The sequence below is a fragment of the Flavobacterium sp. B330r genome, assembly GCF_056824325.1.
In genome coordinates, this window is sequence record NZ_CP124860.1 from 3853222 (window position 1) to 3872381 (window position 19160).

Annotated in this window: 20 protein-coding genes; 7 read left to right on the forward strand and 13 right to left on the reverse strand. The window is 35.6% G+C overall.

Annotated elements, in window-relative coordinates:
* Positions 1–49: 49 nt before the first annotated feature.
* Positions 50–1021, reverse strand: coding sequence for a D-alanine--D-alanine ligase (locus tag QLQ95_RS17095; RefSeq protein WP_095927825.1), 972 nt, complete (start codon positions 1019–1021; stop codon positions 50–52).
* 428 nt (positions 1022–1449) lie between these two features.
* Here QLQ95_RS17095 and QLQ95_RS17100 point away from each other — a divergent pair, with 428 nt between their 5' ends.
* Together QLQ95_RS17100 and QLQ95_RS17105 are read left to right on the forward strand one after the other, a co-directional pair.
* A complete protein-coding gene (locus tag QLQ95_RS17100) occupies positions 1450–2070 on the forward strand; it encodes a PASTA domain-containing protein (protein WP_095927824.1) in 621 nt (206 codons plus the stop codon).
* Complete coding sequence (locus QLQ95_RS17105; protein WP_095927823.1) at positions 2060–3103, forward strand: RluA family pseudouridine synthase; 1044 nt, start codon at positions 2060–2062, stop codon at positions 3101–3103. The genes QLQ95_RS17100 and QLQ95_RS17105 overlap by 11 nt, the downstream gene beginning before the upstream one ends.
* 178 nt (positions 3104–3281) lie before the next feature.
* Here QLQ95_RS17105 and QLQ95_RS17110 read toward each other — a convergent pair whose 3' ends face one another.
* The 7 genes from QLQ95_RS17110 to QLQ95_RS17140 all read right to left on the reverse strand — a co-directional run bounded on the left by QLQ95_RS17110 (position 3282) and on the right by QLQ95_RS17140 (position 9283).
* The gene (locus QLQ95_RS17110) at positions 3282–3896 is read right to left on the reverse strand and encodes a 3-keto-alpha-glucoside-1,2-lyase-like domain-containing protein (RefSeq protein WP_482500755.1); all 615 of its coding nucleotides are present in this window, start codon (positions 3894–3896) and stop codon (positions 3282–3284) included.
* Between the two features lie 18 nt (positions 3897–3914).
* Positions 3915–5138: an ATP-binding cassette domain-containing protein gene (locus tag QLQ95_RS17115; RefSeq protein WP_482500757.1), complete on the reverse strand. Its 1224-nt coding sequence runs from the start codon at positions 5136–5138 to the stop codon at positions 3915–3917.
* A gap of 16 nt (positions 5139–5154) precedes the next feature.
* The gene (locus tag QLQ95_RS17120) at positions 5155–6003 is read right to left on the reverse strand and encodes a sulfurtransferase (protein WP_482500758.1); all 849 of its coding nucleotides are present in this window, start codon (positions 6001–6003) and stop codon (positions 5155–5157) included.
* A 34-nt stretch (positions 6004–6037) separates the two neighbouring features.
* Positions 6038–6838: a hypothetical protein gene (locus tag QLQ95_RS17125; RefSeq protein ID WP_482500760.1), complete on the reverse strand. Its 801-nt coding sequence runs from the start codon at positions 6836–6838 to the stop codon at positions 6038–6040.
* A 56-nt stretch (positions 6839–6894) separates the two neighbouring features.
* Entirely contained in the window at positions 6895–7752 is an 858-nt protein-coding gene (locus QLQ95_RS17130) for a ThuA domain-containing protein (protein ID WP_482500761.1), read from the reverse strand.
* A 14-nt stretch (positions 7753–7766) separates the two neighbouring features.
* Positions 7767–8156 carry a DUF1398 domain-containing protein gene (locus QLQ95_RS17135; RefSeq protein WP_095927817.1) on the reverse strand — a complete coding sequence of 130 codons (390 nt, stop codon included), beginning with the start codon at positions 8154–8156 and terminating at the stop codon, positions 7767–7769.
* 137 nt (positions 8157–8293) lie between these two features.
* Positions 8294–9283: an alpha/beta fold hydrolase gene (locus QLQ95_RS17140; protein WP_482500763.1), complete on the reverse strand. Its 990-nt coding sequence runs from the start codon at positions 9281–9283 to the stop codon at positions 8294–8296.
* A gap of 282 nt (positions 9284–9565) precedes the next feature.
* Between QLQ95_RS17140 and QLQ95_RS17145 the strand changes: the two genes are divergently transcribed.
* The gene (locus QLQ95_RS17145) at positions 9566–10258 is read left to right on the forward strand and encodes a hypothetical protein (RefSeq protein ID WP_250835625.1); all 693 of its coding nucleotides are present in this window, start codon (positions 9566–9568) and stop codon (positions 10256–10258) included.
* Positions 10259–10352: 94 nt separating this feature from the next.
* Here QLQ95_RS17145 and QLQ95_RS17150 read toward each other — a convergent pair whose 3' ends face one another.
* The 5 genes from QLQ95_RS17150 to QLQ95_RS17170 form a co-directional block, all read right to left on the reverse strand.
* A complete protein-coding gene (locus tag QLQ95_RS17150; protein ID WP_057122622.1) occupies positions 10353–10790 on the reverse strand; it encodes an acyl-CoA thioesterase in 438 nt (145 codons plus the stop codon).
* Between the two features lie 121 nt (positions 10791–10911).
* The gene (locus QLQ95_RS17155) at positions 10912–11697 is read right to left on the reverse strand and encodes a TlpA disulfide reductase family protein (protein ID WP_095927814.1); all 786 of its coding nucleotides are present in this window, start codon (positions 11695–11697) and stop codon (positions 10912–10914) included.
* A 65-nt stretch (positions 11698–11762) separates the two neighbouring features.
* Positions 11763–12218: an SRPBCC family protein gene (locus QLQ95_RS17160; protein WP_482500765.1), complete on the reverse strand. Its 456-nt coding sequence runs from the start codon at positions 12216–12218 to the stop codon at positions 11763–11765.
* Positions 12219–12273: 55 nt separating this feature from the next.
* Positions 12274–12741, reverse strand: coding sequence for a hypothetical protein (locus tag QLQ95_RS17165; protein ID WP_482500767.1), 468 nt, complete (start codon positions 12739–12741; stop codon positions 12274–12276).
* 41 nt (positions 12742–12782) lie between these two features.
* Positions 12783–14060, reverse strand: coding sequence for a Na+/H+ antiporter (locus tag QLQ95_RS17170; RefSeq protein WP_482500769.1), 1278 nt, complete (start codon positions 14058–14060; stop codon positions 12783–12785).
* 365 nt (positions 14061–14425) lie between these two features.
* Between QLQ95_RS17170 and dnaK the strand changes: the two genes are divergently transcribed.
* From dnaK to QLQ95_RS17190, 4 genes are all read left to right on the forward strand, one after another.
* Positions 14426–16309 carry a molecular chaperone DnaK gene (dnaK, locus tag QLQ95_RS17175; protein WP_482500770.1) on the forward strand — a complete coding sequence of 628 codons (1884 nt, stop codon included), beginning with the start codon at positions 14426–14428 and terminating at the stop codon, positions 16307–16309.
* A gap of 204 nt (positions 16310–16513) precedes the next feature.
* Positions 16514–17068, forward strand: a complete 555-nt coding sequence (locus tag QLQ95_RS17180) for a helix-turn-helix domain-containing protein (RefSeq protein WP_320492489.1) — start codon at positions 16514–16516, stop codon at positions 17066–17068.
* Positions 17065–18321, forward strand: a complete 1257-nt coding sequence (locus QLQ95_RS17185) for a tyrosine-type recombinase/integrase (protein WP_482500772.1) — start codon at positions 17065–17067, stop codon at positions 18319–18321. The genes QLQ95_RS17180 and QLQ95_RS17185 overlap by 4 nt, the downstream gene beginning before the upstream one ends.
* Positions 18321–19070: a hypothetical protein gene (locus QLQ95_RS17190; protein ID WP_482500774.1), complete on the forward strand. Its 750-nt coding sequence runs from the start codon at positions 18321–18323 to the stop codon at positions 19068–19070. The genes QLQ95_RS17185 and QLQ95_RS17190 overlap by 1 nt, the downstream gene beginning before the upstream one ends.
* Positions 19071–19160 lie beyond the last annotated feature (90 nt).

Consider the following 19160-nt stretch of genomic DNA (forward strand, 5'->3'; position numbering starts at 1 on the left):
ACAAAGGTGCTAAAATCTTAGAATCTTAGCACCTTAGTATCTTAGCATCTTATTTCAAAGCTAACTCAATCGCATTTGTGAATAAATCTTCCAGAGAAATTCCGGCTGCTTTTGCTTGCTGTGGAATTAAACTTTCTGTTGTTAAACCTGGAATGGTATTCATTTCAAGCATATGAGGCTCGTCGTTTACGATAATGAATTCGCTTCTAGAGAAACCTTTCATTTTTAAAACTTCATAGGCACGTTTTGCTGTTTCGCTAACTTTTCTAGTCATTTCGTCAGAGATTCTCGCTGGCGTGATTTCCTGCGATTTTCCTTCGTATTTTGCTTCGTAATCAAAGAAATCATTGTCTGATACAATTTCTGTAATTGGCAATACTTTAATTTCTCCTTGATAATTAATTACTCCAACAGAAACTTCGGTTCCGTCAAGGAAACTTTCGATAATGATTTCGTTGTCTTCTTTATATGCAACTTCAATCGCGATTGGCAATTCAGCTTCGGTTTTTACTTTTGAGATCCCGAAACTTGAACCTGCTTTGTTTGGTTTTACGAAACAAGGAAGCCCAACTTTTTTAACGATTTCTGCTGTGTTGATTTCGTCCCCTTTGTTTAAGTAATAAGAAATAGCTGTTTTGATTCCGTATGGTTTTAAAACAGACAATAAATCTCTTTTATTGAATGTTAGTGCCGATTGGTAATAATCGCAAGAAGATTGTGGCAGACCAATTAATTCGAAATAGGCTTGCATTAATCCGTCTTCGCCTGGAGTTCCGTGAATGGCGTTGAAAACACAGTCAAAAGTAATTTTCTCGCCGTTTACGGTAACTGAAAAATCATTTCTATCGATTGGGAATTCGGCATCATTTGGATCAACATAAACCCATTTTTCCTTAAAAATGTGAATACGAAATCCGTTGTATTTTGTTTTGTCAAGATATTGATACACGACATTCCCGCTGATTAAAGATATTTTGTATTCGCTGGAATAGCCGCCCATGATGATGGCAATGTTTTTCATTGTATATTTTTATTTTTTAATTGTTTCAAGTTTAATGTTTCAAGTTTTTGCCACAATCTAAGCTATAGCTAAAAGACGGAGCGGGTGAACTAATTTTCTTAAACGTTTTTTTATTCGTTTTGATTGTCAGACTGAGCGAAGTCGAAGTCCCGCGTGCTGAATCACTTTGTATGACTTCGACTTCGCTCAGTCTGACAACAAGAAAACGTTCTTATGAAACCGAGTGTCCTAGCCCCGATAGAGCCGGTATCCTTTTTGGCTGCTTTTTCTGCAGACAAAAAGATATAGGCGAAAGCGGGAAATAGCTCCTGAAAATTATCCTTAGTCTTTACTCAGGATGACAATCTCGGGACTTTCTTGTTTTAAACAAAATTATCATTTTTTTTGAAACGAAATACTTTATCTTTGTCGCTATTAAAAATAAATTTATGAGTTTACGTCAGTATTTAACAAGCCGAGTTTTTTTCTTGCAATTGCTTGCGGCCGCAGCTATTATTGCGGTTATTGGTTATTTATTCATGCATTGGTTAACTTTTACAACAGATCACGGTCACGAAATTGCGGTGCCGAATTTGTCTAAACTAACTGAAGAGCAAGTTGAAAATAAATTGGATGAACTGGATTTAGATTATGTTCTTTTGGACAGTGTTGATTACAGAAGTGAATACCCAAAATATAGCGTTGTAGAGCAAGATCCACTGCCTGGAACGATGGTAAAAGTGGGTAGAAAAATTTATATTAAGATTAATGCATCTGGTTTTTCTTCTGTGAAAATTCCAGATTTAATCGAAAAAACATATCGTGAAGCTGTGCCAACGTTGAAAGCGTTAGGTCTTGAGCCAGGAACGATTACGTATATTCCGAATCTTGGAAAAGATATGGTTTTGGAAATGCGTTTAAAAGGAAGAAACTTAAAAGTAGGAGATCGCGTTTTGAAAGCGTCTAAAATCGATTTGGTTTTAGGAGACGGAAAAGCAAGTTATGTAGATGAAAGTCAGGCAACAGATAGTACTGCAGCGCCTGTAGAAACCCCAAGTGATGAACAATAATATTGAAGAAAATTTAGATCTGGAAGACGAATTATTTGAGCACTACAGATTTGAAGTCCCAAAAGGTCAAGCGTTTTTGCGTATTGACAAATATTTAATGTATTTGATTCCGAATGCCACACGAAATAAAATTCAGAATGCGGCAACTAATGGAAACATTTTTGTGAATGAGATTCCAGTAAAATCAAATTACAAAGTAAAACCTTTTGATGTGATTACGGTTATGTTGTCGCATCCTCCGTTTGAAAATCATATTCTTCCTGAAGATATTCCGCTGAATATTGTCTATGAAGACGATGCTCTTTTATTGATTAATAAAGAGCCTGGAATGGTTGTGCACCCGGGTCACGGAAATTATACCGGAACTTTGGTAAATGCTTTGGCGCATCATTTTGATAATTTGCCAATGAATAGCAGCGAGCGTCCAGGTTTGGTTCATAGAATCGACAAGGATACTTCCGGTCTTTTGGTTGTGGCCAAAACAGAAGCTGCAATGACGCATTTAGCAAAACAATTTGAGGCTAAAACTACCGAACGTGAGTATATTGCTTTAGTTTGGGGGAATGTTGCGGCCGAGAGCGGTACAATTGAAGGAAATCTAGCGAGACATTTAAAAGACCGTATGCAAATGGCGGTTTTTGATGATCCAGAAATTGGAAAACCAGCTATTACGCATTATAAAGTTTTGGAGCGTTTTGGTTATGTAACTTTAATTTCTTGTAAATTAGAAACAGGTAGAACGCACCAGATTCGTGCGCATATGAAACACATCGGACATCCGTTGTTTAATGATGAGCGTTACGGTGGGCATTTGATTTTGAAAGGAACGACTTTTACAAAATACAAACAGTTTATTGAGAATTGTTTTAAAGCTTTACCACGTCAGGCGCTGCATGCAAAAACGCTTGGATTTGTTCACCCAAATACGGGAGAATTAATGCGTTTTGATACAGAATTGCCTCAGGATTTTCAGGATTGTATTGAGAAATGGCGTGTTTATGTGAAGTCGCATAACACGGAAGATGAGAATTAGTTCTTTAGAAAATAGAGAATAGATTAAAGAATATAGAAAAAGCTCCGTTAAAGGAGCTTTTTTGTTTTAACGTAATTTTATTATCGTTCCAATATTCTGCGGAGACCCACTGCAGTGCGCCTCTACGGATATGCTTTGTGTTAGAATATTAATGGCATATTTGTTTCCATTAATTTAATCATTGTAGAGATTTAATTGCTAAATCGGTTATTTTAACTTCTCCGTTGGTTATGAAACCTAGTTTTCCTTTTTGATTTAGATTGCTTTTTTCGAGCGAACATTCTAAAGTTGTTTTATCGTCTACAGAAAAGAATAGTTGATTTTTTAAAACTTTAATTTTTACAGCATACCACTTGTTGTTTTCTAATTTCATTGGTTTTTTGAATAAGGTTTTTCCGCCTCGTTTGCCATATGAATCGTCTTTTTTATCATAGATCCCGTCACCAATTACAATGTTTTGATCAATTTGGTATAAGTAGGTTCTAATGTATTTTCCTTTATCCAAATTGAGCATGATTTCGAATAAAGATGAATTTGTCATGTTGACTTTAAAATCAATTTCATAATTCTTTGGAAGCTGTTTTTTTGAAACCAAAACTCCCCAAGGCGAAAGAGAACCGTTTCCTGTAAGGGTATCATTTTTTAAAACCCATTCTTTAGAATCGATTGTCCAATTTGATTTTATTTTTTTTGAATGGTTTAAAGTATATTCTTTTTTTACTGTAGAAATGGTGCTAGAACACGAAATCAAGATGAACTGCAAAAGGAGAAATACTGCAAATTTTATTTTCATTTAATTTAATTCTGATTGCTATTTTATTTTTCCGGTTGATCCCGTTTCTGATGGCAAAAGTTCGAAAACAGAAGTAGGAGCAAGGCCTTGTTCGATTCGGTGTGAAACATAAAGTATAGAAACATTGGTTTCTTGTTTTATGGTGTTGATAAGCTGAATTACCAAATCTACATTTTCGTCGTCTAAACCTTCTACAGGTTCGTCTAGAATCAATAATGGCGGATGTTTTAAAACGGCGCGAACAATTAACGCCACACGCTGCTGCCCGATAGAAAGATCTATAAAACGCTTTTTTCTTAAATGCGTCATTTCAATCACTTCGAGCCATTGCGTTACGATATTTTTCTGATGTGTTGTAGGTTCTGTATACAATCCGATTTGGTCAAAGAATCCCGATAATATCATCTGTTCCACCGTGTGGCCTTTCTGAAACAGATCCATCATAGAAGTAGTGTAAATCCCGATTTGTTTTTTAATATCCCAAACACTTTCACCAGTTCCTTTTTTTCTTCCAAACAAAAACAAATTCTGCCCAAACCCTTTCGGGTTATCTCCTGTAATCAAAGATAAAATTGTGCTTTTTCCAGAACCATTTGGGCCAATTAACTGCCAGAATTCGCCTTGTTTGATTGTCCAGGAAATGTTGTCGAGAATCTTTCTTTCGTCATAACTTACCGAAACATTTTCAAGTCTGATTAGTTCATCTTCTGGAAAAGTATGAGTTTCTGTTGCTTTAGGAATTGCAGTTGTATTTAATGTTTTGAAATGATTTTTGGCTTTTTTAAATGGATGCAATTCGAATGTATTGTCTTTAATTTGAGCTTTATTGGGCACAAATTCAAGCACATCAACAGTACGATTTAAAAGCTGAATAATTGCAATATCGTTGGTTAGATCTTTTAACGAATCGGCTAAAATTACTCGCGAAGCCTGATCCAAATGATCAAAAGGATTATCGAAAATAATGTAATCTGGTTTTTGATTGATACAGTATTTTAAAAACTCTTTTTTACGTTCGCCAGACGAAAAAGTGCGAAGTTGTCTGTGCGAATCTGGAGAAGCTTCTACGCTGTCATATTGAAATTCTTTTTCGATGAATTTTTCGATGGCAATATCAGAAAACAGTATTCCTTTTTGATGGTTAAAAACGGCTAATTCGCCCGTTGCTTCGCCATTTAATATATTGTCTATTAATTTCTTTTTATTTACCTGATTTGATAAAAGTATATCCCAGTGTTGCATTATATTTTTGTAAGTATTATTTATTTTCTTTCAACGCCATTTCGCGATCGTTTCTTGACCACTCGCTCCAAGAACCTGCATATAATTTCGGAATTGGAAGTCCAGCGTAATCCATCGCCAATAACGTATGACAGGCTGTAACACCAGAGCCGCAATGGACAATTGTATTTTCTGGTTTTATATCTTTAAGAACAGCTTTGTATTTTTCGGCCAATTCTTCGGCAGATTTAAACAATCCGTTTTCGTCCAAATTATCACTTAAGGGAACGTTGATGGCTCCAGGAATATGTCCAGCAATTAAATCCAGAGGTTCTTTTAAGCCATCGTAACGGTTTTTGTCACGAACATCGATTACGATATTTTGATCGTTTTTACGAGCTTTTTCGACCTCTTCAATATCTGCTAAAGCCAATTTCCATTCTTGAGAAGGATAGTCTGTTTTTTCAAAAGTCTCATTTCCAGAATTGGTTGAAAAACCAGCTTGAATCGCAGCTTGATAACCGCCATTTAAAACCTGAATCTTTTCATGTCCAATCGCACGCATCATCCACCAGAAACGTGCAGCGAAATTAGAGCCATTTTTATCATCGTAAACCACAATATGATCGGAAGGTGCAATTCCTAATGCAGAAAGGGTTTTTGCAAATTGTTCAGGAGAAGGCAAGGGGTGTCTTCCGCCATTTGCAGGATTTTCTGGAATTGCGGCCAAATCACGATTTAAATCGACAAAACGAGCGCCTTTTAAATGCTCTTTTTGATAGTTTTCAAAAGTATTCGTGCCAGCCCGAGCATCAATTAAGATAATTGAATCTTGAATCTTTAATAATTCCTCAATGTTTATAATAGGTGAAAATGTAGTAGACATGTTGAAATTGTTTTCATGGTTTATTTTCAGTTGATTAGTCAGCAAATGCCTGACTGTAAAAAATTAGAAAAGTATTAGTTGTTCTATTATACTTCAGACAATTCCAATTATTGTAAACAGGGCTTGTCGAAATACAAAGTGTGTTTTCGAAGTTTTTTTTGGAAGCTTTCTTTGAAAAACATCCATCTTTCAATGCAAAATTTTCGTCTTTTGATATATCAGTAATCTTAACTGGTGGTGACTCTAAATAGTATTCGGGATTTATTCTAATAGCGTCTTCATTTGTAATTAAATGCTCGACAGCAAATTGATAATCTAGCGTTCCAAAAGAATAACTGCCGCAATCGGCATTTTCTAAGCCATTTTCAACTTTTATATCCTTATAAAGCTCTGCATATGTATTTGTTGTGGCATTAAACAATAAAATTTTGGTTCTATTATTTTTTGCATCATAAACTATAAAAATATAATCTTTACTGTTATTTTGAAATATACTGCCTTTTGCAAAAGAAAGCAGTTCGTAATCTGCGTTTGTTTTGAAAAATTGATGCTGTTTTTCATCTAGTTTTGCTGTCAACTTAGCACTAATATTTGAGAAAAGCTTTTCGTTAGAAAGTTGTTTTAAGCTTTCTCGAGTGTGTAAAATTCTGTCTGTAAATTGAGGATCATCATAAACCGAGATTTGATAATGAGCTGTATTTGCAGTATTCTCAGTTTTATTTGCTTTACTGCTTTCTTGTACAATTCCTTTTTTAGGATTATTTTTCTCTTGCTGTTTGGAATTACAGGAAAATAAAGCTAGTGTAATAAGAACGAAAGCAATTTGGTTTTTCATAAAAGAATAATGTTTTTGGGTATTGTAAATGGTTTAATTTTGGTTGTTTGTACAATTTATTTTTTCTTTGAATTTCCAAGCCAAAGCAAGGCATTTAAAATTAATTGACTTTGTGTTTTGTTTTCAAAAGTATATGATAATGTTTTGTTTGTTCCGCCTTCATAATCAATATCATTATGTCCCATATTTACGTACAGCATTTTGTATTTTTTGTTTGTCCAAACCACAGGATAGTAACCGCTATGCCAGATTTCGTGGGTTTTTGGACCAGTTCCGAGTGGAAAACTAGATTCGTCAATAGCTACTAAAATTTCAATATCTGGATTTTTGGTTAAATCATTCGACCATCTGTACCATTCATTTGGAGCAGAAGAGAAGGTTTTAGGCAAATTTTTAGTCACAGGGTGCTCATTTTCTACTCTTAAAACTGCCGAAGTTGGTTTCCAAGTATTGCTTCCGTATTCACCAGAACCTAAGAAGGTGTTGTGATACCAGTTCCAATCTTGATTATAGCTAGAATCATTTAAAGCGAATGCAGAGAAGTGAAATCCAATAAAACCGCCGTCATTTTCCATATACTTTTGAAAAGCTTCTCGCTGTTCTTTTTTCTCAGGTCTTGTATCTAAAAATAAAACGACCTGATATTTCGCTAAAAACTTAGCATTTAAATTATCCCAATTGCTTGTAGAATCGTATTGAAAATGATTTTCTGCAGCTAATTTTGGAAAGTATTTATTGGCTTCGTGCACAAAACTAATATGTGCCTGATCGTTTTTAGCCGTATAAAAAGCGATGACTTTAAATTTTGAATGTTCTTTTTTGTTTTGAGAAAAGCCAAAGAAAGAAACTATTAAAGCTAAAAGTAAAATGCTTTTTTTGAATATGGTTTGGTGGTTTTGGTTGAAAATAGTCATGAATATTGAAGCAATTAAACAGGAATTTTTTCGATTAAAATTTCATGTTCAGATTTATCAAAATAAGTGCAAGTCATTTCAATAATATCAACGCGCCATTTTGCAATTCCAGCTTGTGCACAATGATTGCAGAAAGTCATATAATCGGTTTCGCCATGCTGATGTTTTACCAGATTTTCTATAAAAAGTTCTTTGTTTGGAGAATCAGCAACTTTAATTTCTGGATATTTTTCTTCGGCTGCGGCGGTATAATTATTTAATCCGTAGTAAACAGTGCTTCCGTCGTGAACGTAAGTATCATATCCTTTTACGCCTAAAATGATTAAATCCTGGATATAATTTGGAAAATCTGCACCACTTTTTACTTTTCCATGTGCTTCTTTTATTTGTTCGATTGTAAACATATTTTTTAATTTTAGATTGTTGATTTTAGATTTTAGATTTTGCCAAGACCCGAGCGATAGCGAACAGGCGAAGCAATTACACGTATTGACACTAATTTTATTTTAATTAAAAGAAAAATTAATTCATAGCTGATAAATTATTTCAAAAATACGATTAATGATTTTATAAACGAATCAAAAGATTCGATATGTGGCAAATGCCCTGTATTTGGAATTTCTACGAGTTTTGCATTTGGAATTTCTTTCTGTGTTTTTTTACCCAATTCCGCATAATTCCCCATTTTTTTTCGCACTTCTTCAGAAACTAGTGGCTTTCCTAAAGCGGTTTTATCTCTCGTTCCTATAAGTAATAGCGTTGGACATTTAATATTTTTAAATTCGTACAAAACAGGTTGTGTAAAAATCATATCGTATAACAGAGCAGAATTCCAAGCAACGCGATCATAGTCTGGTGCCGTTGTCCATCCTGCGCCCAGTTCTGCCCATTTTTGATAATTGGCATTCCACTTTCCATCATAATAATTTGCCATTTGATATTGCTTGATGCCTTCGTAATTCTGTTTCAATTCCGACTCGTACCACCAATCAACAGGTTTGTACGGAACAACTAATTTCCAGTCTTCCAAACCAATCGGATTTTCTAAAACTAATTTTTCTGTTGTTTCAGGATACATCAATGCAAAACGTGTCGCCAGCATTCCGCCCATAGAATGTCCCAAAATCGTGGTTTTTTGAATTCCCAAATGATCTAAAAGTTTCTTGGTGTTTTCGGCTAACTGCTGAAAAGTGTATTGAAAATGGTCTGGTTTTGTCGATTTCCCAAATCCAATCTGGTCGGGAACAATTACACGATAACCTTCTTTTGTCAAGGCTTTAATAGTAGTTTCCCAATAAGCGCCATTGAAATTTTTTCCGTGGAGTAAAACAATGTTTTTTTGATTGTAGTTTTCTGGAATGATATCCATGTAGCTCATTTTCATGTATTGGCGCTGACTGCTCAATTCGATAAATTGAACAGGGAATGGATATTCATAATTACTTAAATTAATATCCAGTGCTTTTATATTTCCTTGCTGGCCAAAACTTAAGAAAGGAATTAGTGTAAGGAGGAGTTTGAGTATTTTCATTTTAATGGCATTTGTTATTACGACTTATAAAATTAAACCGAACCATTTTTAAAACAAAGCGTAATATCTTAAAGTTATCAGAAAAAAAGCTTTCAAAATGTTTTCATTGTTTTTAGTGTTAATAATCGATGATTTATTGAGTTTTTATCGATTAAATGAAGCTGATTATGAAAATAATGTATTTTGACGAGTAATGTAGCACTTCAAAGAACTTCTTTTATTAACAGGAAAAATGTATGTAATTTAGTATCAGAATGTTGTAAGCCTTAAAAAAATAGTATTATGAAAAAGACACTACTTTTGCTCCTGCTCACTGTCCCCACATTTGCCCAAGAACTCAATACTTTTGATTTCGCCGTTATAAACTCAACCTTAATTTCTCCCAATATAGATCTCGATAAAGGCCGGAGTGTCGTCGCGGCAAATCAAGATCAATATTCAGCTTATTTTCAGTATGCTCTTACCATGTGTGAAGACGATATCATTTTTGGTGCTGGAATTGACAAATCCGAAATCGATCGCACTTATGTGGGTTACATAGGGAAAATTTGCGAAAAATTTAGAGCTACAATTGGTATCGGTTATGTAGATTCTAGAAGCGGTTATGAGGGAACTTTTACAGGTTTCAGTATCTCATGGCATTTTTCTGAAAACACCTATATTGGCGGAAATCTTGAAAATTTGCATTCGTCAATTATTGATTATGAAACTGATGAAAGTTTTGATTATTACAAAAAACTGGTTCCCAAAGTTTTTGGGAGTTATGAAATTATCCCGCATGTAATTGCTTTTGGGCAGTTGAGTTCGAGGGTAAATGATATTGCTTTAAAATATCAGGTTCGCCGATTTTCTGCTGGTGGATTTTATTCTGGACATTCAGTTGGCGGAATTTTCGGAACTGTTAATGTCGGACGATTTGCCTTTTCGTGCAGTACTACTTTTGAAAAAGTAAACTTTGGATTAAAGTTTGAATAACGAAATTAAAAATACAGTTTGGTTAAGAGAAAAATCCCAAAAACAATATTTAAAATTGTTTTTGGGATTTTTTATAAGATTACAATTTGCTGGTTTATAGTCCAACAAAATCATCACTTTTTGGGAAAATACTCAGAGCCTGAATCGCGATTTCTGGCGTTGGAGAAGCTAGTTTTCTCAGTTTTGTATCCATCCACGCACCATCAACCGTGATTGTTGCGCAAAGTGTATCGTCTTCTCTTCTAAATTCATGAATGATTGACCAGCGAGAAGCATCGGCTTTCATTTTTGAAGTTTTAGTATGAATGAATATTTTATCAGAAAGTTTTAATTCTTTTCTAAAAACGCATTCTTCTCTAAATAAAACAGGACCAAAACCTTGCGTTTGCATTACTTTTAATGTTAAACCCAATTCTTCTAAAATTTCGATACGATGTTGCGCACCAAAATCATAATAAGCGCTGTGACGAACGTGAAAATTAGGATCAAGATCTGACCAACGGAAAGATATTTCTTTTGTAAATGAAGCCATTTTTAATATTGTATTTTATTGAAAAACCGAAATTACAAATAAAAAACAAACGAATAGCACAAAATTACTATGCATGCATAATTTTTTTTCATTTTCACTTTATAAATAGCGGTCCAATAATCTATTTTGAAAGCAGTTTTTTAATTTCGCTTGCTATCTTATCTAGGTTTCCTTCCGCATTTCCTACTGCCACATATTGTATAATTCCGTTTTGATCGATTAAGAAGTTTTTCGGAATTGCATTTGTAGCATATTGATTCCATATTATATTATTTGGATCAATGCCGAAATTAAAATTAAGACCATCATTTTTTAACTTCACTACTTTTTTAGCCACTGCAGTTTCTTTTTCTCCGCTTGAGATTGCTAAAAAGACAAAATTATCATTTTTAAAAGGTTCGAGAATTTTTGATGGAATATCGTAAAACTCTTGTAAGCAAGGTGCACACCAGGTTGCCCAGAAATTAACCAGTACCACTTTTCCTTTTAAGTCAGAAAGTTTTACCTCTTTGCCGTCGACAAGTTTTAAGGTAAAGTCTTTGGCTTTGTCGTTTACATTTAAGAGAAATTGTTTTTGTTCGACTTGAGGTTTTGGATCTAAGGCACTGTCTTTAGTCTTTTTATCGTTTTCGATTTTTTCTTGTTCGGTAAAAACTTCTACAACTACTATAAATTCTCTATCGCCAATTTTATCGCCAAATTTTTTTGCTAGTTCGTTTCGCTTTTCTTCACTAACGCCTTTATTCATTGATTTGACATAACCCTCATTGCCATATTTCATCACTTGATCCATTGTGGCAATTTCGTTGTTGATAATAATAACAGTTTCAGGTTTTTTTGCGACTTGGTTTTGCGCATAAAAGGATTGAGCAATTAGAAAAATTGCTAGAAGGATAATTTTTTTCATGTGATTGATTTTTGATTGTTTAATGATTGATGATAAGGTAAAAATACGGAATTAAGTTTTCATAATTACATTTTAGATAATTCAACTTCCAGTTTGTCAAAGTTTTCTTCGTTTTTATCGACAACATAAGGTTTTAATTTCTGGCATTCTGCTTCAGTTTCAAAAAGCATTTTAAAAATTACTTTGGTTTGATTTTCGGCAATAGTTTCAAAAGTGGTTAAGATTTGAAAAAGTGGTTTCGAATGGCGTTTCCAAGCAATAAGATTGGGTTTGTCTATTTTGATGAATTCGCATTCATTGGCATAATTTCCAACTTCTGGACCATGCATAATGAAGCTCCATTTTCCACCTTCGCAAAAGTTAAACTCACGGAAAGTATTGGTAAAGCCTTTTGGTCCCCACCAATTTTTTAAATGCTCAGGTGTGCTCCACGCTTTAAAAACAAGCTCTTGCGGAAAATTCAGAACACGTGTGGTTACAATTTCTGAATCTGATGTTGTAGTGAGAATATCTGAAGTCATTTTTTGATAGATTTAAATGAAACAAAAATGAACAGTTATAAAATTACGTTATTTTTTAGATGCTTTCAAGATTATCCCACTCATATTCAATTTTATTGATTTTCATATAATAAGGGATAAGGAGTAGAATTTCTAATCTAAAAGAAAAATGGTCTTTTCCTGCACTAAAAGGAAGTATAAACAAAGAAGCAACACATATTGCAATACCCACAAGTGCATCTATTTTGGCAATCATAATGGCATTAGGTTTTTCGAACCAGAGGGAAAATGCTGCAAATGCTTTTAAAAGCATAATAGAAATTATAAAAATTCCAGTTCCAGAATAAGCGGTGTCGGTTGAAAACCCGTAAAGTGATAAATTTACATTCGGAACAAAAAGATTTATAATTAGAGAACCTATTGCACAAACTCCCATGAGCATAAAAATCCAACAGAAAACTTTTATCCACCAAGGAAGAAGTTTGCGTCTTATTACTTCCGGTTTATCAAATTCGTCGAAGTGGCCTTTTAGTTCATGTTCCATAGTTTTTGGTTTAAATTGGGTTAGTTAGTATAATTGGAGATTTATTGGTTTAGCTGTTTTTTTTCTTCAATTTCATTTATTTTTTTGACAATCCACGGCAGTGTTAATCCTTGCCCGATTAATGTCAATAATACAACTGCAACAGAGATAAATATAATAGCATTTCTGAGCGGAAAAGGAGTTCCGTCTTCTAGGAATTTAGGAAGTCCAATGGCTATGGCTAGCGATACTATGCCTCGCATTCCAGACCAGCTTATAATTAAGCTGTTTCCAAAATCGAGAAGAGCATTTTCGCTTACTTTTCTTTTTCCGTTTTTATTCTTCTGAAAGGCTTTTTGCAGGTTTTTCTTTTGAAAAAACACTCTTGCCATTCTAGTTAATAATGCAACGATTGTAATTATTATGGCATAGCCAATATAGGGTAAAATCATTCCGTCGTCGATGTCTTTTAATATATATCGAAAATTGAGTCCGATTAAGATGAAAATCAATCCATTGAGTAAGAAGATAATAACATCCCAAAGACTTTTAGAACTGTTTTTTAAGCGCTCAGGAAAAACTTTATTGCTTAAACGCGCCATTGCCAAACCTAGAATAACAACTGCAATTACTCCAGAAACATTTAGGTGCTCTGCGACAAGATAGGTTACAAATGGCATTAAAAGCATAAAACTTACAACGACATTAATGTTATTTCTAACCGTCCTTAGTATGATTCCTAATATTTTGCCCATTATCGCACCAACCAAAAAACCTCCTCCCAATAAGAAAACAAATTGAAAAGCGGCTTTCCAGATTATAAAAGTAGCACCCATAACAGCAGCAACTGCAAAACGATAAGCAACAAGAGCAGAGGCATCATTTATAAGACTTTCGCCTTCTAATATTGTAAGTGTTTTTTCGGGTAAACCAAGACCTTTTGTAATGTTTATTGCTGCAACAGCGTCTGTCGCAGAGAGAATGGCGCCTAGTACAAAAGCCAAAGGCCATGTCATGCCTGGAATCATGTAGTGAGAAACAACTGCAATCCAAAAAGTAGTAAGAAATACAAGCGGAATTGCTAATGTGCTAATAGTACTAAGATTCGTTTTAAAATGTTTTGGGGAAATATTGAAAGAAGCATCATATAACAATGGCGGAAGAAAAATCAGGAAAATAATTTCTGGATTGATTTCTATCTCCTGCATGGTAGGGATAAATCCGATGGCCACTCCCACAATTACAAGCAGAATCGGGTAGGGAAGTTTGGCTTTGTCTGCAAAAGCTGATAGTCCTATTACGATTGTAAGTATAAAGATGATAATGCTGTAATTTTCCATTCTTTTAATTTTGAGAAATGCTAATGTAATTAATTTCGACTTAGTGAAAGTATCCTAAATTTTATAAAAATAAGTTCTTATGAAAACGGATGCCCTAGCCCCGATAGAAGCGGCATCCTTTTGTGCCGGGGTTCGGCATAAAAGATAGAGCGGATAGCGGGAAACAGCTTCATAATAGCTTCATAATGACATGAAAAAAATATGTCGTGCCACGAATGTCAGGTTTTAAAAATGTCATGTTGTCAGATGATTTTTAGGGCACTGACGCTAAAACTGACAATTTTATTTAGTTTTTTATATTGGCACAAAGATTGACTTATGCCACCTGAGTTATAAAATTAAATCAAAAATTAAATATATAAAAAATGGGTAAAATAATCGGAATTGACTTAGGTACGACGAACTCTTGTGTTTCTGTAATGGAAGGTAACGAAGCAGTTGTTATCCCTAACGCAGAAGGAAAAAGAACTACACCATCTATCATCGCTTTTGTTGAAGGTGGAGAGATTAAAGTAGGTGATCCTGCAAAAAGACAAGCAGTAACGAATCCTACAAAAACGATTGCTTCTATTAAACGTTTTATGGGACACACTTTTGCTGAAACTACAGAAGAAGCAAAAAGAGTTCCTTACAGTGTTGTAAAAGGTGACAACAATACTCCACGTGTGGATATTGACGGTCGTTTATACACTGCTCAAGAATTGTCTGCTATGACACTTCAAAAAATGAAAAAAACTGCTGAAGACTATTTAGGTCAAACAGTAACTGAGGCAGTTATCACTGTTCCTGCATACTTTAACGATGCTCAGCGTCAAGCTACAAAAGAAGCTGGAGAAATCGCTGGTCTTAAAGTTATGCGTATCATCAATGAGCCAACTGCTGCTGCACTTGCTTACGGATTAGATAAAAAAGGAAATGATCAAAAAATTGCTGTTTACGATTTAGGTGGAGGTACTTTTGATATCTCTGTTCTTGAATTAGGAGACGGTGTATTTGAAGTATTATCTACAAATGGTGATACTCACTTAGGGGGTGATGATTTTGACCAAGTTATTATTGACTGGTTAGCTGACGAATTCAAAACTGAAGAAGGTATTGACTTACGTTTAGACCCAATGTCATTACAGCGTTTGAAAGAAGCTGCTGAGAAAGCTAAGATTGAATTATCATCTTCTGCTGAAACTGAAATCAACTTGCCTTATGTAACTGCTACTGCTTCTGGACCAAAACACTTAGTGAAAAAATTATCTAGAGCTAAATTTGAGCAATTATCTGATACTTTAGTAAAACGTTCTATGGAGCCAGTTGCTAAAGCATTAAAAGATGCAGGTTTATCTACATCTGATATCGACGAAGTAATCCTTGTAGGAGGTTCTACTCGTATGCCAAGAATCGCTGACGAAGTTGAAAAATTCTTTGGTAAAAAAGCTTCTAAAGGTGTTAACCCTGATGAGGTTGTTGCTATTGGAGCTGCTATTCAAGGTGGAGTTTTATCTGGAGATGTAAAAGATGTATTGTTACTTGACGTAACTCCTCTTTCTTTAGGTATCGAAACTATGGGTGGTGTATTGACTAAATTAATCGAGTCTAACACAACTATCCCAACTAAAAAATCTCAAGTATTCTCTACTGCTGCTGATTCTCAACCATCTGTTGAAATCCACGTATTACAAGGAGAAAGAGCAATGGCTGCTGATAACAAAACTATCGGTCGTTTCCACTTAGATGGTATTCCGCCAGCACCAAGAGGAGTTCCTCAAATCGAAGTAACTTTCGATATCGATGCTAATGGTATCATCAAAGTTTCTGCAACTGATAAAGGAACTGGAAAATCTCACGATATCCGTATCGAAGCTTCTTCTGGATTAACAGCTGAAGAAATCGAAAAAATGAAAAAAGATGCTGAAGCTAACGCTGATGCTGACAGAATTGCAAAAGAAAGAGCTGAGAAATTGAACGAAGCTGACAGTACTATTTTCCAAACTGAATCTCAATTGAAAGAGTTAGGAGATAAATTGACAGACGATCAAAAAACAGCTATTGAATACGCTTTAACTGAATTGAGAATGGCTCACCAATCTCAAGATCTTGACGCAATCCAAAAAGGATTAGACAATGTAAATGCAGCTTGGAAAACAGCTACAGAAGCAATGTACGCTCAAGGTGGTGAAGGACAGCAAGCTGCTCCACAACAAGAGCAGTCTTCTGGAGATAACGTTGAAGACGTTGAATTCGAAGAGGTCAAATAAGTACTGATTAACATCAGTTAACAATAGTTATTAAACCGCTGTAAACGAAATGTTTACAGCGGTTTTTCTTTTTTGTTCTTTTTCGTTTATGCTGTTTTTTAGTCGTTTTTTATCATATATTTGTACCATATTTGTACCGGCACTTAAAAGGCGATAATGTGGCACTTATGTATACTTATGGCACTTAAATTGGGGATAAAGGCGATGAAAAGAATAAACAAACAATGTCTTGTATGCGCGGAAGTGTTTCTGCCCAAGACCGTAACTTCTGTCTACTGCTCGCCAAAATGCAGTAAAAAAGCATACAAGCAGAAGGTGAAGCAGCTTAAAAATGAAGCTGATATCAAAGCGATGATAGAGAAAATACCGCAGGATAGGGCATTTCTTTCCGTCTCTGAGGCTGGCATGCTTTTTGGAATTGCCAAAAGAACCCTCTACAGGCTTGTGGGGCAGGGAAAAATTCCGTCAGTTAATCTTGGAACCCGCCTTGTAAGGATCGACCGCAGAGTAATGGAAGGGATGTTCGGCCCTGCCCGCAGCCTGCCGCAGGTTGAAAGCCAACCGAAGAAAAAATTATACAGCCTTGAAAAAGAAGACTGCTATTCCATCGGTGAAATAGCTGAAAGATTTCAGATATCTGAAGGTTCTGTCTACAGCCATATCAGGAAATATTCAATACCTACCAGGCAGATCGGAAAGCATGTATATGCTCCAAAAAGCGAAATTGATAACTTGTATAACGGAAATGATTTTATATGAAACAATTAGCAAAAACCAAGGTGACTGTGCGTCTTCGAAAAGCAGAAGACCGAGAGGAATGGTATGTCTACATAGAAAGCTATCCTGTTGAGGTTTCCGGAAAGAAAACGCCACAGAGAATCCGTGAATACTTAAACAGAACCGTAAAAACCGTGGAGTGGGACAAGCAGAGAACCGCCCGTACAGATGCGCAGGGCATAAAATCCTATAAGCCCAGACGCAGCGATAACGGAATAATAATCACCAGAAGCGAAACCGACCGTGAAATTATGCTCTATGCCGACGGAGTGCGTAAAATCAGGCAGAAAGAATATGATAATACAGATCTGTACAGTGATGCTGAGAACCTATTGGCTGAACAGAAAGAAAAAGCAAAAGAGGATTTTATCAAATACATTGCCTCTGTGGCAGCAAAAAGGCATGCCCGAAGCTCAAAATCCATTATGATCAATTGGGAGCGGACCATAGAGTTTTTAAAAAGCTATTCCAAAGGCAGGCTGGTGTTTTCCCAGATTGACAGCAGAATGGCGGAAGATTTTAAGCTGTTTCTGCTGGCTGCGCCGCTCGGAGGAGGCAAAAAAGGAATACTTTCCCGCAACACTGCAGCAAGGTATTTTTCCATATTTAAAGCGGCTTTAAAACAGGCCTTTATCGACGGATATCTAACCGTTGATTTGTCTTCAAAAATAAAAGGCATACCTGAGCAGGAATCAAGACGCGAATATCTTACCATTAAAGAATTGAACGTGCTGGCTGAAAAGCCCTGCGAAAAAGATGTCCTTAAAAGAGCCGCGCTTTTCTCAGCGCTTACCGGCCTGCGTCATTCCGACATTCAGAAACTCCGCTGGAAAGAGATAAGCTTGGAAGACGGCATGGCCAAACTGCATTTCACCCAGAAAAAAACAAGGGGTGTCGAATATATGCCTATTTCTGAGCAGGCTTTGCAGCTCTGTGGAGAGCCAAGGCTTCCCGGGCAGCTTGTTTTTGAGGATCTGCCGGACCCGTCGTGGATTTCAAGACCTCTGAAAAAATGGGTTGAATCTGCCGGCATTAAAAAAAACATTACCTTCCACTGCTTCCGCCATACATTTGCAACACTGCAGCTGTCCAGCGGGACAGACATCTATACGGTCAGCAAAATGCTGGGGCATACCAACGTAAAAACTACTCAAATCTACGCCAAAGTAATAGATGAGAAGAAAAACAGAGCTTCGCAGGCAATACAATTGGAATCTTTAAAGAAAAGAGCGTAATGAAAATAAAGTACTTCGAATATATTACAGTTTACCTGTCTGTTTTTTTAGTCTGTTTTTTTGTCGGTGCAATCGGAAGACTGGTGCTCTTGGAAAAAGGTGCGGATGAATATACGGCCGGTGTTTTTTTTTGGATCAGCACTGGATTTGGAGTTTTAATGTTTGCAATTCTAAGCCTGTTTCTAAACGAATTGGCTGCAGGAATACTGAATCGTTTTTTGAAGGCTGAAAAAAAGCAATCGCCTGAAAGCCTCATTACAAGTGAGGACCTTGTAAAAATAGAAGAAGGGCTTCAGAATAGTTTAATTAAGCCCGAAATGCCTGAAAATAAAAATTCAGCCCTTGATATTGAGAAGATAAGGGAGGAGCGTCAAAATGCAGTCAGAAATCAAAAACAGGAAAGGATTGATACAGCCATCCGTTATGCAAAGCGGGAGTTTGCGCTGTACGTTTCGGATGAAGATCTGGAACAATTGGGAAGGAATATAATCATATATGCTGAAGGCATAAATTTCGAAAATATTAAGCCGGTAAAAGTAAAAGATCTGTCCAATCTGGATCTTTATCATTTTGGCTGGAATATCTGGAATTGTTTTAAAGCCAGCAGGCAGGACAGAGCCGCACAATTTTTAAAATTGACTTTTGCCGACGCTTTAAAAGATGTTGAGCAGAAAAGCATTAAAACGCATCTGAAAGATGATGAACAGAAAGGTCTTTTAAAGATTGTTGAAGATCTTACATATTTTTAAATGCCGATACTTGTAAATCACTGTGTTTTTCAGGTGTTTCTCCTGTGAAGAAGGACACAGCAGAAACACTTTTTTCATTTGCAACATAAC

Bases quoted from the DNA above. Each gene is read 5' to 3' on its own strand.
- QLQ95_RS17130 (WP_482500761.1), bottom strand. From the start codon at position 7,752: ATGACTATTTTCAACCAAAACCACCAAACCATATTCAAAAAAAGCATT.
- QLQ95_RS17145 (WP_250835625.1), top strand. From the start codon at position 9,566: ATGAAAAAGACACTACTTTTGCTCCTGCTCACTGTCCCCACATTTGCC.
- QLQ95_RS17160 (WP_482500765.1), bottom strand. From the start codon at position 12,218: ATGACTTCAGATATTCTCACTACAACATCAGATTCAGAAATTGTAACC.
- QLQ95_RS17140 (WP_482500763.1), bottom strand. From the start codon at position 9,283: ATGAAAATACTCAAACTCCTCCTTACACTAATTCCTTTCTTAAGTTTT.
- QLQ95_RS17095 (WP_095927825.1), bottom strand. From the start codon at position 1,021: ATGAAAAACATTGCCATCATCATGGGCGGCTATTCCAGCGAATACAAA.
- QLQ95_RS17190 (WP_482500774.1), top strand. From the start codon at position 18,321: ATGAAAATAAAGTACTTCGAATATATTACAGTTTACCTGTCTGTTTTT.
- QLQ95_RS17125 (WP_482500760.1), bottom strand. From the start codon at position 6,838: ATGAAAAACCAAATTGCTTTCGTTCTTATTACACTAGCTTTATTTTCC.
- QLQ95_RS17105 (WP_095927823.1), top strand. From the start codon at position 2,060: ATGAACAATAATATTGAAGAAAATTTAGATCTGGAAGACGAATTATTT.
- QLQ95_RS17180 (WP_320492489.1), top strand. From the start codon at position 16,514: ATGAAAAGAATAAACAAACAATGTCTTGTATGCGCGGAAGTGTTTCTG.
- QLQ95_RS17135 (WP_095927817.1), bottom strand. From the start codon at position 8,156: ATGTTTACAATCGAACAAATAAAAGAAGCACATGGAAAAGTAAAAAGT.
- QLQ95_RS17155 (WP_095927814.1), bottom strand. From the start codon at position 11,697: ATGAAAAAAATTATCCTTCTAGCAATTTTTCTAATTGCTCAATCCTTT.
- QLQ95_RS17100 (WP_095927824.1), top strand. From the start codon at position 1,450: ATGAGTTTACGTCAGTATTTAACAAGCCGAGTTTTTTTCTTGCAATTG.
- QLQ95_RS17150 (WP_057122622.1), bottom strand. From the start codon at position 10,790: ATGGCTTCATTTACAAAAGAAATATCTTTCCGTTGGTCAGATCTTGAT.
- QLQ95_RS17185 (WP_482500772.1), top strand. From the start codon at position 17,065: ATGAAACAATTAGCAAAAACCAAGGTGACTGTGCGTCTTCGAAAAGCA.
- dnaK (WP_482500770.1), top strand. From the start codon at position 14,426: ATGGGTAAAATAATCGGAATTGACTTAGGTACGACGAACTCTTGTGTT.
- QLQ95_RS17120 (WP_482500758.1), bottom strand. From the start codon at position 6,003: ATGTCTACTACATTTTCACCTATTATAAACATTGAGGAATTATTAAAG.
- QLQ95_RS17115 (WP_482500757.1), bottom strand. From the start codon at position 5,138: ATGCAACACTGGGATATACTTTTATCAAATCAGGTAAATAAAAAGAAA.
- QLQ95_RS17165 (WP_482500767.1), bottom strand. From the start codon at position 12,741: ATGGAACATGAACTAAAAGGCCACTTCGACGAATTTGATAAACCGGAA.
- QLQ95_RS17110 (WP_482500755.1), bottom strand. From the start codon at position 3,896: ATGAAAATAAAATTTGCAGTATTTCTCCTTTTGCAGTTCATCTTGATT.
- QLQ95_RS17170 (WP_482500769.1), bottom strand. From the start codon at position 14,060: ATGGAAAATTACAGCATTATCATCTTTATACTTACAATCGTAATAGGA.